This window comes from Poriferisphaera corsica, from assembly GCF_007747445.1.
Classification (GTDB): domain Bacteria; phylum Planctomycetota; class Phycisphaerae; order Phycisphaerales; family Phycisphaeraceae; genus Poriferisphaera; species Poriferisphaera corsica.
On sequence record NZ_CP036425.1, the window covers coordinates 93,693 to 107,201 of the forward strand.

Consider the following 13,509-nt stretch of genomic DNA (forward strand, 5'->3'; position numbering starts at 1 on the left):
CCCACAATTCATAATTACCCAGCCGGCAGCGTCAGCAGTGGCGCCATCAGACCCGTGTCCCTTGATTGTAGATTAAACAAATAAGTTAGTAGTGCAAACGTCCGTTTCGATTCCTTATCATCATCCGAGATGTAATAGTATCGCTCTCTGAACCAAATCTTTACAAACGCTTCTTGCGGGTCACTATTCGTTGAATATATAGCCAGTAAATGGTCTTCCACTTCTTCCGACATACTCATCAGCATCTCTTCAACCACATACCCCTTCTCGATATCTTCTTGCGATGCCATCACTGTCCTGCTCAGCCCCATCAAAATTGTTAAGATCGACTTAGTTTGCACCGCAAGCTCCATCCCATTCCGCTGTACCGGGCTTGTCACCAGTGTAAACTTTGTCGCTGTTTGGCTCAGACCCAATAACTGCTTCGCTCGCTTCGCCAGATCCTTCTCATCATCCGACATCCCAGCAGGCGGCACGAACAACACAACCGTCGATCCTTCTTGTTCAACACGGATATCCAGCATCCCCCGTTCTTGCATCGCCTTCAACATGATCAACAGTTCATGAAACTCATCCAGCCCAGATTCGCTCGCTTGATTTTTGGTTGTCCCCGTGATTGCTCTGTTCTTTATCCCATTCACCTGGTCCACACACATCTCAAATAAGTGGTCCACCGGCCAGCCCGATTGTGAAATATATATCAACGTGATCGGATCAATCGGCTTCAACAGCCTTTCCGTAAACTCCTCACCAACCAAAGGCGAATATGTGATCGTCGGCGCTTCTCGGAACATGCCTTCCAACTGGAACGGAACTTCCCACAACCCGCTCACGCCATCACCATTGGCGATGAACCCGCCAAACGATGAAATCTCCAACTGATACTGCTGCAAGATCGAGTTCACTTCCACAAAATGTGGCGTTCCTCCGTACCGCATCCTCACCAAATTTTGCAATAGTTGTGTATTCCACGACTGTGCGATCGACTCGTTGTAATCAAACCGGTCAGGCCCAATCGTTGTTGGCCCATACGCCCGACAACCCACCATTCCCCCCGTTATCACCAATAGACAACCAACTGCCAGCAGTCCGATCAGCAACCTTTTCATGAGCCATCCTTTGCTCTTTATTCACTTATTTACTGCATTACCAATAAGATATGATCCGTGATCCAAAACGTAACGCTCAATGCCTACCTTCCCAATGACCCCCATTAGCAAGATCACCACTGAGTTTCAGCATCATCCCCAGCATAATCCTCATAAATCTTTTGTATATAGCGAATAACACTTACTTTGCACCCGATTTCGTTAATACCCCGGCCAAGGACCACCGATTTTGCCTCTCAGCCCCCTTCTCATAAAATACCTTACTCAATTTCACACAGTCATTACCCACGGAGCTTCTCATGGCCGGTCACAGTAAATGGGCGAATATCAAACACCGCAAGGGCCGTCAGGACGCTAAGCGTTCCAAAATCTGGTCCAAGTGTTCAAAAGCCATCATGGTCGCTGCCAAAAACGGTGGCGGCAACCCTGAAATGAACCTCGCCCTCCGATATGCCATCGACGAGGCCAAAGCTCAGAACATGCCCAAAGACACCATCGCCAATGCCATCAAAAAAGGCACCGGCGAAATGGATGGCGTGGTCTTCGAAACTATCGTCTACGAAGGCTACGGCCCCGCAGGTGTCGCCGTCATGGTCGATATCCTCACCGACAACCGTAACCGCACCGCAGCCGAACTACGCAAAATCTTCGAGCGAAGCGGCGGCAACCTCGGCGCAACCGGCTGCGTTGCCTACAACTTCGAACAAAAAGGCCAAATCTTTGTCGCCAAACAAGGCGCAGACGAAGAAGAGCTCATGATGGCCGCGCTCGAAGCCGGTGCAGACGATGTCTCCGGTGCCGATGAATCATTCGAAGTCCTCACTGAGCCCGCCGCATACACCGATGTCCGATCTGCTCTCGACACCGATTACACCATCGAGTCTGGCTCCGTCGCCATGATCCCTCAACAAACCGTCGAGGTCACAGGCAAGGATGTCAATAAAGTCATGAACTTCATCGACGCTTTGGAAGACAACGATGACGTCCAAAAAGTTCATGCAAACTTCGATATATCCGACGAAGACCTCGCCGCACTCGAAGACTAAGCCGCGCCAACTCATAACCCACTGGTCAACGAAGCGAGTAATTTCGCAAGACACACTAAAACATAAAGACAAATATGATTCGTTACACAGTCCACTACATCGGCCGCGTTCAGGGGGTTGGATTCCGTTACACCTGCGTTAATATCGCACACCGTTTCCACGTCGCCGGTTACGCTCAAAATCTTCCCGATGGCTCCGTTAAACTCGTCGCAGAAGGTGAAAAATCCGAAGTTCTCACTTTCATCGACACCATCACTGAACGCATGTCCCGCAATATCGATACCGAAGATCGCACCACCACAGAACCCACCAATGAGTTCGGCGACCCCGCAAGCCCCGATACTTTTACCATCCGCTATTAAGTCACCCCCAAAAAGATACAACCACAAACAAACCAAACTTTTCAAGCCCACGACCGCTGGTCGTGGGGTGTCTTACAACCCAACATTTATTCGCCTGCAACTCCTTATTCTCCCACAATTAAATCCACCGCCCGTTTCACACCATCTTCGCCTGCAATCTGCCCCGCCATATTCTCACAATTCGACTTCATCTCCGCATCCCCAACCATCTCCTCTAACCGCGCCGCTACGCGCTCAACCGTAAACTTCTTCGGCGCAATCCAATCCCCCGCCCCCAGCTCCTTCACCCGCTGCCCATTGTCCGGCTGATCATGCGCCAATGGCATAATTATTTGCGGTACTCCGCTCCCCAAACACCGCGCTGTCGTTCCCACGCCCCCATGATGCATCACCACACTCACCCTTTTAAACAACACGTCAAACGGCGCATACTCGCACCACATCTCCCGCCCTTCTTTTAATTCGCATATCTGCTCCGGGTATCCCGTCATTACCAACGCCCGTCTTCCGATCTTTCGACAAGCCTCAACACCCACCTCAATAAATTTCCCACCAAACACATTCGCACTCCCCGGTGTAATCACCACCGGCCTATCCCCCCCACTTCCCCCCTCATCTCCCCCATTCAAAAAAGCTTCCAATTCAGCGCTTAGACCCGCCTTTTCCTCATCATCCCAAACGGGAAACCCCACCACCTCACTCACCCGTGGCCACTCCTCTCCCTTCTCCGCAAACCACTCCGGAAACATTCCCAAAACCAAATCCGGCGAATGCCCCCAATCTCTAAAAATGCCTTTTTTAACAGGCTCAATCCCATGCTCAACCTGCCATTCATTCAGCGGCTTTCTCACCACACCATCCAACAATAAATCCGCGACACCATAAAACCCCCGGTTTACCCATCGTGGCAATTTCCGCATGTCCGGCCCATACACACTAAAACGAGGTGGCTTGCGGGTGTCCCGGAAAACCAATGGCTGCAAATGCACCGTCACCAACCTAAACCCCCATTGCTCCCGCGCCAACCTTGCGCCAAATACAAGCATAGACGCAATCACGACCAAATCTTCTCCATGTTTCTCATACTCATTCCTAACCACTGCATAGCTCGGATCGATCAACTCCCCAATCTTCTCAGCCACCATAAACGATGCCTTCCACGGATGCCAGATATCCGGATTCCGCACACTCTCCTCATATAGTGCATCATCCCCCGCACCAATAAATTCAATCCCAATCCTTTCCGCCATCTCCCTCGTCCCCGGCCGAGAGCAGAACGCAACATCCTCACCCCGTCGTTTCAATTCCTCACACAACCCAAGCATCGGAAAGACATCCCCATAACTCCCAAACGTCATCACAACATAGCGCTTTTTTCTGTTCATCTCCCTATTCTAGCATTAGAACAACTTGCGTGACTATTCGCAGGTTTTTCCTAAGTAAGCAAACAGCACAACAGCTTACGATGCCTCATCAAATCGTAAACCACTTTCTGGTCAATAAGTGAGTATTTACGAATAACGCTCTAGATGCGCCTCGTGATATCCCACATATTTCCCAATCCTATAATCAATACATCACACCCACATCAACGCGCATTAAAAACGCGGCCAAGCATCTCGCTTAGCCGCGTTCATCCATCATTTAATTTTATTTAGGTGATCTAAACGAGCGAGCCGCCGCACGGATACGCTTCGTTCGCTTATCCGTCTTTACTGCAGCACGATCTAACTTTACGTTATCCGTAAACCGCATCTCCCCGCGGTATGCTGCCTGACGCTTCTTAATAATCTTTTCAACCGCAGCGCTGACCTTGCTATGTGCCTGATCGCCAGCATAAGCTTTCGATGCAAACCCACCGCCCAACACACCAATGCTCAGCGTAGCTGCAATCACAGTATGCTTAACAAACAAACCCAAACCCGATCGTGTTTCCCGTTTTTCTTGCAATCTCATCATGATCTCCATTTCTACAATTCAGCCTGTGAAAGCCCTCCAATGGTGCTCCCACGTGTTATCGCGTTTCCCGAGTTACTATGCATAGCCCATTGGGGCCAGTTTTTATTTCATCGTCAATTCAGAAATTTTGCGCAGCGCCTATAAAAAGCAATTGCAAGATTCTGAGTACAGATGGGTCACCAACCCCCCGCTTCATTCCAAACAACCCGCTAAACAGTTGAGATCAACACACTTAAGTAAAATAAAAAAAACGTCGATGCCCAGCCCAGCATCGACGCTCACAATGCAGTGATTTGCTCAATCAGTTTTTATAGTCGCCGATCACTTTCACTAATCTTGACATCATTCGCGCTCATGTCGCGCCGTCTCATCAGCCCTTCCTCATCAAACTCCCAATGTTCATTCCCATGTGTCCGGTACCACTGCCCCGCCGCATCTCGCCACTCATACTCAAACCGAACACTGATCCGGTTACCCGTATAACACCACAACTCCTTCATCAGCTTATAGTCCAGTTCTTTCTCCCATTTGTGAGTCAAAAACGTGACGATCGCCTCACGTCCTTGAAAAAACTCACCTCGATTCCTCCAATCACTATCCACGGTATAAGCCTTCGATACACGCTCAGGATCGCGTGAGTTCCACGCATCTTCCGCTAACTTCACTTTCAGCCGCGCCGTCTCCTCCGTGAATGGTGGTTTGATGCTCATCTTTTTATCCATCTTTATGACCTTTATTTCATAGTTAGAAAATATACGCAGCCGTGCAACACACCAATAGCCACGCAGAACGCTCCTAACGGTTGTTTCTGTCCATAAACGCCCGGATCCGTTCCGCGATAAAATCGCCATCCTCCTCTAGCGCAAAGTGACCCGTGTCTAACAAATGAAATTCCAAATCCTTGATGTCGTCTTTGTACGGATACGCGCCTTCAGCAGGAAATATGACATCATTCTTCCCCCACATCAGCAGCATCGGCGGCTGATGCTCTCGGAAATATCGCTGCCATTTCGGATACTCCTTCACATTGCTCCCATAGCTATAGAACATGGCTAGTTGAATCTCCTGATTCCCTGGCCGATCCAAACGCGCCTGATCCAAAACCCATACATCAGGATTAATCATTTCCGCATTTCGCGCACCTTCCACGTACTGCCACTTCGTTGCTTCGAGTGTTAATAAGCTCCGAAGGGCATCCCCGTTTTCTTTGCTCCGATCCGCCCAATAAGCTTTCAGTGGTTTCCAGAAATCGCTTAATCCTTCTTCATAAGCATTACCGTTTTGAACAATAATCCCATCCACCCGATCCGGATGCTTGGATGCGAGGCGGTAGCCGATCGGTGCGCCGTAATCCATCACATAAAGTGTGTATGAATTCAAATCCATTTTTTCCGTGAATTTCTCAACCATATCCGCCATGTGCGCGAACGTGTACTCAAATTCATCAACACGAGGCATGCTACTGTTGCCATAACCCACATAGTCCGGCGCAATCACGTGATACTTATCTGCCAGTGCAGGGATCAGATTTCTGAACATCTGTGAGCTGGTCGGAAAGCCGTGCAGCAAAAGCACAATCGGCTTGCCGCGTTTCCCCGCTTCACGATAAAAAATCTCCTGCCCCATTATCTCAACGGTTTTGTATTGAATTTCCGGTACGAGCATTTTTTCTGTTTCCATCATGGTCTCCTTTATTTTTTAAGAGGTAGCCTTTGTATTTTGCCGCCAAGAGGCGGCTCCCAGATATCAATCGTTAAAGTGTGCGATCTCAAAGCGAGTGTGATATTTAGTATGGCGGTGGATAATGGTTTGCTGAACCGCGTTATTTGCTTTGAGGTGGGCTCCATCCGCAGCATGCGATTCAGATGCGAGTGCGCCGCCGGTGATTGTGGCGAAAACGGCTGCGCCGCCGAGGAATAGTTTTGCTCTGGGTCTTGTGCTGCGGTTTTGCGCACATTTTTGAAACTTAAGCAATTTCATGATGGTCTCCAAATTGATTGTGAAAATTGAAAAACGTGGTTTTTGGATGGCTTTTCAATAAGGTTTTTATGTATACTGTACAGTCTATATGTTATAGGTTTTATTTCAGGTTGGGGAACTATTTTTATTGTCATTATTCAAAATATTATGAAAATAAGAATAAAATGGCTGTTTAAGGCGTGTGGCAAGGAATATTTGGGTTGGTTTGGACATGTATTATATGTATACTAATTAGTATAATTAATCGCGATGATGAGGTGAGTGAGGATGCGCATGTTTGTGTGAGCAGGAAGCAGGGGGTGTTGGGTTAAGTTGGTGCTGATTCGTGGGGGGGGTGTGGGTATAGGGGGGACGTGTAGGTGTTTGTAGGTGTGTATGATGGGGGGATAAGGAGTTTTGATATGCCGCCGAGTCGTCGAGATGATCTTGTGAATGCTGCTGTGGACGTGTTTTACAGACACGGGTTCCATAAAACGAATATTGATCAGGTGTTGGAGGTGGGGGGGATTAGTCGGATGACGTTATATAACCATTTTGAGTCGAAGGAGGCGTTGGTGGTTGCGGCGCTTCGGCAGCGTGATGAGCAGTTTCGTGAGTTGATGTTGAAGGGAGCAGATGAGGCGATTGATCGATATGAAGGCGCACTTGCGCGCGCGGTTGAGGCGCGGGCGAAGGGTGGGGAAAACGGGGCTGTTGGGCTTGAGAGCGTGATGGATTGTGAGGGGGGCGAGTGTGGGGCGGATGAATGGGTGAGGGAAATGTCGCTTGGCCGGCGCAAAGGGGTGTGGCGGATTATTGGGTTGTTTGATTTTCATTGTGGGTGGTTTGAAGAAGAACAGTTTTCGGGGTGCATGTTTATTAATGCGTCGGCGGCGTATGAGGATGCGGGCTGCGAGGTGCGCGGGGTGGCGAGTGAGCATAAACGAACGGTCGTTCGATTCCTGCGTAACCAGTGTGAAGAGGCGGGGTTAAGGAATCCATCAAGGTTGTCTGAGCAGTTGAATATTCTGTTGGACGGCGCGATTGTTGCGGCGCAGGTGGAGGGACAGGTCAGTGGAAATGAGATTGGTATGGGTGACTCAGGTGAGTGGGCGAAGCGGGCGGCGTTGGTGTTGATGCGGGAGGCGGCGCGCGATTGAGGTGATGTGCTGGTGTGATGATGAGTCGTTCGATAGGCTTTGGGCTTGGATGGCTATCCATTTTGTGCGCACAGATGGCGCGCACGTTTTGTACAGATTTAGGTGGGTGGTTGTGGCAAGTGATGACAGCTTAGATGATTAAAGCAATTGACGGGCTGGCTTGTTGCGCGCACAGAAATGGAAGGGCGGTGCACACAAATGCGCTTGTTTTTAAGGGTTTTTAGGTTGCAAATGGTTGTGGTGGGTGAGGTTAGGCTTTGAAGTTGGGGGAAACCATTGGTTTTAAGAAATGGCGTGTTTGGGCCAAACTTTGGTGAGCTTTGGTGAGAAAAGGTTAAGGTTTTGAGAGTTTTGATGCGTTTTTTGAGCACATGCGCAGAACGTGCGCGCTGAGCGGTTTAGTTTGTGCGCGCGTCTAGTTGAGGTGTGTCTCGCAAGTGAAAATTTGGAACGATTGCAGATTTGAGGGGTTTATGTCGGGGCGGCTAATGGTGTTTTGGCTGGGCTTGTCGTGTACAACGAAGTGGGTATTTAGTGTTGCAGGCGATTGATGGTTGATTATTAAAAACACCCCATAACCGGCGGTCATGGCTTGAAGAAGTTTGGATGAGCGTTTTCTTTTGGGCTGATGACGAGTTGGAGGTTTGGGAGTCATGCGTGAAAGAAATAAAAATGATCGGTAGGAGCGAAGAAGTAAAAGATACAAAGGGAGGAAACAGAGATGAAACAGGGGGGAGATGAGGGGGGAGATGAGGGGGGATGGGGTGGGGTATAAGAAATGGTGGTGTGGTATGCGGCAAGGTGGTATGTTGTTTGGTGGTTGAATTAACTCTGTTGTTTATTAATAACTAACTCCTGATTAGAGGTGAGGTGTGATGATGAGTCAGATGAAGCTGATTGCGTTGTTTGTGTTAATGGTCTTGGCTGGTGGTGCTGGGAGTTGGGGGGCTGAGGCTGATGGTGGTGATCCGTTGGGGTTGGGCGAGTTGAAAGCGCGGGGGGAGAAATTGGAGGTGAGTTGGGTGGTGTTAGCGGGTTTGCCGAATGAGCTGTTGGGGGGTGGGGTGAGAGCGGATGGTACGGATGCGGCGGGTTTGGATCGGGATTATTTGAAAGGCCTTGATGGGGTCGGGGGTGAGGCGGAAGTGGTGCTGCGTGATGGGATGGTGGTGAGGTATCAGGATGATAAGACGGGTCGACTATGGGAGGCGAAGGCGGCGCGGATGAATCGTAAGCTGGGTGAGGTGGTGAATTTTCAGGATTTGGTGACGGCGAGTGATCGGCGAGTGGGGTATGCATATGGTGAGATTGCGGCGAAGGAGGCGGGGCAGGTTTATGCGGTGTTTGGTTCGGATGACCGAGCAGTGGTTTGGGTGAATGGTGAGCAGGTGCATGCGTTTCGCAAGCATGGCCGATCGATGGCGCTGGGGGATGATGCGTTTGCGTTTGAGGTGAAGCGAGGCGTGAACCGGGTGATGGTCAAGGTTGAGAATGGGACAGGGGATTGGGGATTTGTGTGGGATTTGATGACCCGGGGTGAGCAGGAGGCGATGCACCGGCGGCAGCAGTTGAAGGTGAAGGTTGAGCGGCTGGCGGGGATGCGTGTGGTGGGTTTGGGGGATGAAGGTGCGTATCAGTTTCATGTGGGTGATGGCGCGTTTCCTGAGTTAGGTTTTGAAAACGAGACGATGGCTGCGGAGGTGCTGGGTGACTATGCGCTGCGTGTGAGGTGGTTTGATGGTGAGGCAAATGAGGTTGAGAAGCCTGTAGGCGTGGGGCGATATGGTGCGGTGATTGAGGTGTTGAGTGATGAGGTCAGTGTTACGCGGGGTTATCCATTTTATGGTTTGCCTGATGGGTATGAGAAGGCGGGTTTGCTGGGCGAAATAGATGGTGATTATTTAGAGATGGTTGGGATCGATCGCGCGGTATTGACGGATGGGGAGGCGATGATGGGAGTTGAGCAGGTCTGGCGGCAGGAAGATCTGGTGGCGAAGCAGCAGCGGCGAGCTCGCGTGCTGGGCGCGCTGCATGCTTGGGGTGAACAGAGGAAGGCGGGGGCTGAGTGGGAGGAATGGTTGAATACGCGGATCATGAGTAGTGATTATCTGTTGAAGGTTAAATTGAAGGCTGATGGGATTGAGGCTAAGCCTAACCGAAGGATAGAGGGGCCGCGTGTGATAGGTGCGGATGAGGAGCGTGGGATGATGGTGCATGAGGGGGGATTGTCTGAGGCTGGTTTTAAAGAGGGGTTTAAGGAAGCGATTGCGGAGGTGTGTCAGACGTGGAGTGATGAGGGGGGCGAGCCGTTTACGGTGATGGTGGTGAGGAAGGGTGTGATTGGTTATCGAGGGGCGCACTATCCGAAGGATAGTCGGGTGATTGATGAGAAGACGCGGTTTCATGTGGCGTCGATCTCGAAGTTGCTGTTTAGCTCGGTGTTATCGATGGCGCGATATGAGGGGTTGATCGATGTGGAAGATGCGTTGGGGCTGTATTTAAAGGGGTTTGCAAGGGAGGGAGAGAAGATGATGTCGGTACGGATGTGTATGATGCATTCGGCGGGGACGGAAGGGCATGGGAATTATGGTGGGATGGGGAATTTATGGTTTGAGGAGAATGTGAAGGGAATGTTGCCGAGTTTGGAGCCTGGGGTGAGGGTGAAGTATAACGGGCTGAGTTTGAATTTGGTGGGACGCACGCTAGAGGTGATGGGGGGTGTAAGTTTTGAGCGATATATGCAGAAGAAGCTGTATGGGCCGTTGGGGTGTGTGGATACGGATGTGTATGACACGTCGTTTGGTACGAATACGACGGCGCGAGATATGGCGGTGGTGGGACAGATGTTGTTGAATGGTGGGAAGTATGGGGCGTTGAAGTTTTTTGATGAGAAAACGCGGGACGAGATGTTGCCAGTACGGAGGGGTGATGTGTTTGAGAAGATGAGCGAATATGATGATGAGTATGGTTTGGGATCGAATTGGTATCGCGATGTGCATGAGGATGAAGCGCGAACGAAGTTACGGTTTGGCAAGCGGATGTTTGGACATGGGTCTGCGACGTCGTCGATTTTTCGGGTTGATTTAGATCATGGGCTGGTTATAACGATGGCGCGGCCGGGGGGCGGGAAGGATTATGAGGAGCATTACCAAGCGTTTTTCCATACGATCGCGGACTACATGGAGTGAGATGAGAGATGAAGATGAAACAATGACACCCCACGGCTGACGATCGTGGGGTTGTTGTGCGCAGGTTTATGAGCGTATCCACAGTTAGATGAAACGAAAAAGGGGGGGATGGTTAGAGGTCGAGCTTGGTTTGGATTGATTTGACCATGCGGAAGAGAGATGCGTTTTTTTTGCAAAGATCGCGGAGCTGGTAGATGAGGGAGATGGGGAAGAGGCGGATGATGAGGAATGATAGATGGTCACGTTTGTAGCGGATCCAGCTGCGGCGGATGACGTTGTAGAGCTTGGTGAGGGACTCGTTGTGCTGGGACGCTTTTTCTTTGAAGACGAGGAGGGAGGAGAATGAGATTTCGTTACGGGTGACACGTTTGGCGGCGCGGTGGATGGGTGAGTTTTTGCCCCAGAAGTGTTGTGCGATGGCGGGGAATTTATCGAGTGCGAGTTCGACGCGGCCGGCGATGCCGAGGTAGAGGAATGAATCGTTCTCGCCACGCTTGAGGAAGACGGGGTCGGGGTAGTACCAGAGTGTGAGATTGTTTTTGGCGATGGCGTAAGCTTTGGCCTGAATGATCCAGCAGGAGTCGTGGAATTCGGTGCATGGATCAGCGGCGAGCCAATCGTTGCGGTTGACGATGATGGAGGAGATGAAGCTGAAGAGGGCGGTGGAAGTGAGCGAGCGGGAGAGGTAGTCGTTGAGTTCGGCAGGGTCTGACCAGTTATAGGTTTTGTGTTTGTCGGCTGAGTTTAAGATGTCGTGCGAGGTGATGGGGTTGAGGTTGTAGTCGCAGAGCATGAAGTTGAGGATGGCGATATTCCACTGGCCGGTGAGGTTTTGGAAGATGAGATCGATGGCACCTGGTGAGAGGACGTCGTCGGCGGAGAAGAGCCAACAGTAGTCGCTTTGCGCGAGTTCGACGGATTTGAGGATATCTCGATCGACGCCGCAACGTTTGTCGCGCTTGAAGAAGGTGAGTCGGGGGAAGCGTTGTTGATACTCGTGGATGATCTGGTCGGTGTTGTCGGTGGAGTTGCCGTCGACAATGACGATTTCGATGTGGCCGTTGTCTTGAGAGATGATGGAGTCAAGTGTTTGTGGAAGGAACTGGCCGAAGTTGTAGGTGGGGATACAGAAAGAGAGACGGGGCTTGTTGGGTTCTGGTTTAGGATTCAAAGTGCAGGCTTTCGTGGTGTGATACTCGCTAAAGTGTTAAGGTTCTTAGTAAGAATAAAAGAAAGATTGCGACGTTAGTGTTTGAGGGTAAGCTATGTGTGGATGCGTGTTATCGAGCAGGTGGTCATTTACAGATGGAAAAATGTGATTTCAGCTTTGGAATAAGAAAAGGGGTGATTGAATGATTCAGGGATTCAAGCGGAAAGTCTGGGGCTTGATGGGACGCGTGCAGCGTAGTTGGTGCTATTTTAAGATACTTCTGAGGGATGTCTATGATAGTTATGTTGGTGGGAAATGTGAGGCGGCAACGACGAAGTGGGGATTTAAGATGGTGGGGTCGCGGTCGCAGCATCATGTGGCGATGCAGCGGGGAGAGTTTGAATTAGATGAGATTGCAGTGTTGGGTAAATTGCTTGACGATGTTGATGTATTTGTTGATGTGGGAGCAAATATTGGATATTTCAGTTGTTTTGCGAGAAATCGAGGTGTGAAGGTGGTAGCGATTGAGCCGCTTCAGAAGAATTTTCAGCATCTGTGTGAAAATATGTATTTGAATGGTTGGGATGATATTGACCTGTTTTCATTTGGTTTGTCGGACAGACGAGGAGTCGAAGTGATGTATGGCGCTTCAAGTACGGGTGCTTCGTTCATTGAGAAATGGGCTGGGGCTTCGTCAAAATTTAAACGCTTTGCTGCGATGACGACGTTAGATAGGTTAATCGAGGAAGAATACCTAGGTAGTAAACATTTGATCAAAATGGATATCGAAGGTTACGAATATCACGCGTTACGTGGGGCTAATCGAGTGATAGAAGGTGATCAAGAAAGCGGAGAGAAGCCGATCTGGCTGATTGAGATAACGATGAATGAATATCATCCAGATGGTGTAAATCCCTGTTTTTTAAGGACATTTGAATTATTTTTTGAATCTGGTTATCGATGCTTACTTCTTGATGAGAATGCTGAAGAGGTGGATGAAGAGATGGTTAAAACTTGGGTTAAAGAAAGAAGTACGGGGAGATTGGCGGTTAATTATTTGTTTGTTGCGGTGGGTCGATTTGAAGAAGTTGTGGGCAAGATTAAAAGTATTGAGTATCAACTTGGATAGGGTTATATTCTGAGTGTGGTTTGTGGTGGTGTATGTTTTTAAAGTGTGTTGCGAAATTACTGACATGATGATTAATGATTTGATGTTGAATGATTAGTAGATATCAATGATCTGCTGATGAACATAGACTAGATCATGTGTTAAGTGTATACGTTTATTGCTTTAAAAAAGAAGTGTGGTTGTTCTATTTGTTTGATTCATATTTGTTTAAAGCTTCTTGCGTAGTATGCACATGTTAACCTTAGGGTTGATGTGATGGCATGTGGCGATTTAATTTGTTTGTCATGTGTTTGTTTATGTTTTGTGTCTATGCATGTAGTTGGTTTCTTTAGTTCATGCGATGATCAAACGATTGTTTGATTGTGTTTGTTGATGGCATATCGAAGCACGTTGATGCGTGTTGTTTGATGGGACATTCTGCGAAGGACGCAGTGTGTTGTGTGATGT

At 49.4% G+C, this 13,509-nt stretch carries 12 protein-coding genes; 5 read left to right on the forward strand and 7 right to left on the reverse strand.

Going from position 1 to position 13,509, the window contains the following annotated elements:
• Window positions 1–14: 14 nt before the first annotated feature.
• Window positions 15–1,109 (reverse strand): hypothetical protein, encoded by a 1,095-nt coding sequence (locus KS4_RS00345; RefSeq protein ID WP_145072960.1) that lies wholly within the window; start codon window positions 1,107–1,109, stop codon window positions 15–17.
• 299 nt (window positions 1,110–1,408) lie between these two features.
• Between KS4_RS00345 and KS4_RS00350 the strand changes: the two genes are divergently transcribed.
• Both KS4_RS00350 and KS4_RS00355 read left to right on the forward strand, forming a co-directional pair.
• Window positions 1,409–2,155 carry a YebC/PmpR family DNA-binding transcriptional regulator gene (locus KS4_RS00350; protein WP_145072963.1) on the forward strand — a complete coding sequence of 249 codons (747 nt, stop codon included), beginning with the start codon at window positions 1,409–1,411 and terminating at the stop codon, window positions 2,153–2,155.
• Between the two features lie 74 nt (window positions 2,156–2,229).
• Window positions 2,230–2,517: an acylphosphatase gene (locus tag KS4_RS00355; RefSeq protein ID WP_145072966.1), complete on the forward strand. Its 288-nt coding sequence runs from the start codon at window positions 2,230–2,232 to the stop codon at window positions 2,515–2,517.
• A gap of 104 nt (window positions 2,518–2,621) precedes the next feature.
• Here KS4_RS00355 and KS4_RS00360 read toward each other — a convergent pair whose 3' ends face one another.
• The 5 genes from KS4_RS00360 to KS4_RS00380 form a co-directional block, all read right to left on the reverse strand.
• Window positions 2,622–3,902, reverse strand: coding sequence for a glycosyltransferase (locus tag KS4_RS00360; RefSeq protein WP_145072969.1), 1,281 nt, complete (start codon window positions 3,900–3,902; stop codon window positions 2,622–2,624).
• A gap of 265 nt (window positions 3,903–4,167) precedes the next feature.
• Window positions 4,168–4,473, reverse strand: coding sequence for a hypothetical protein (locus tag KS4_RS00365; protein ID WP_145072972.1), 306 nt, complete (start codon window positions 4,471–4,473; stop codon window positions 4,168–4,170).
• A gap of 311 nt (window positions 4,474–4,784) precedes the next feature.
• On the reverse strand, window positions 4,785–5,186 hold the full coding sequence (locus KS4_RS00370; RefSeq protein WP_145072974.1) for a nuclear transport factor 2 family protein: 402 nt from the start codon (window positions 5,184–5,186) through the stop codon (window positions 4,785–4,787).
• 85 nt (window positions 5,187–5,271) lie between these two features.
• The gene (locus KS4_RS00375; protein WP_200761416.1) at window positions 5,272–6,156 is read right to left on the reverse strand and encodes an alpha/beta fold hydrolase; all 885 of its coding nucleotides are present in this window, start codon (window positions 6,154–6,156) and stop codon (window positions 5,272–5,274) included.
• A 66-nt stretch (window positions 6,157–6,222) separates the two neighbouring features.
• Window positions 6,223–6,456: a hypothetical protein gene (locus KS4_RS00380; protein WP_145072977.1), complete on the reverse strand. Its 234-nt coding sequence runs from the start codon at window positions 6,454–6,456 to the stop codon at window positions 6,223–6,225.
• A 401-nt stretch (window positions 6,457–6,857) separates the two neighbouring features.
• On the opposite strand from KS4_RS00380, the gene KS4_RS00385 reads away from it, so the two are divergent.
• Together KS4_RS00385 and KS4_RS00390 are read left to right on the forward strand one after the other, a co-directional pair.
• Window positions 6,858–7,595, forward strand: a complete 738-nt coding sequence (locus KS4_RS00385) for a TetR family transcriptional regulator (protein ID WP_145072980.1) — start codon at window positions 6,858–6,860, stop codon at window positions 7,593–7,595.
• An 878-nt stretch (window positions 7,596–8,473) separates the two neighbouring features.
• Window positions 8,474–10,783 (forward strand): serine hydrolase domain-containing protein, encoded by a 2,310-nt coding sequence (locus KS4_RS00390; RefSeq protein ID WP_200761417.1) that lies wholly within the window; start codon window positions 8,474–8,476, stop codon window positions 10,781–10,783.
• 112 nt (window positions 10,784–10,895) lie between these two features.
• On the opposite strand, the gene KS4_RS00395 is transcribed toward KS4_RS00390, so the two are convergent.
• A complete protein-coding gene (locus tag KS4_RS00395) occupies window positions 10,896–11,954 on the reverse strand; it encodes a glycosyltransferase family 2 protein (RefSeq protein ID WP_145072986.1) in 1,059 nt (352 codons plus the stop codon).
• A 361-nt stretch (window positions 11,955–12,315) separates the two neighbouring features.
• On the opposite strand from KS4_RS00395, the gene KS4_RS00400 reads away from it, so the two are divergent.
• Window positions 12,316–13,062 carry an FkbM family methyltransferase gene (locus tag KS4_RS00400; RefSeq protein WP_234698893.1) on the forward strand — a complete coding sequence of 249 codons (747 nt, stop codon included), beginning with the start codon at window positions 12,316–12,318 and terminating at the stop codon, window positions 13,060–13,062.
• Window positions 13,063–13,509: the final 447 nt, after the last annotated feature.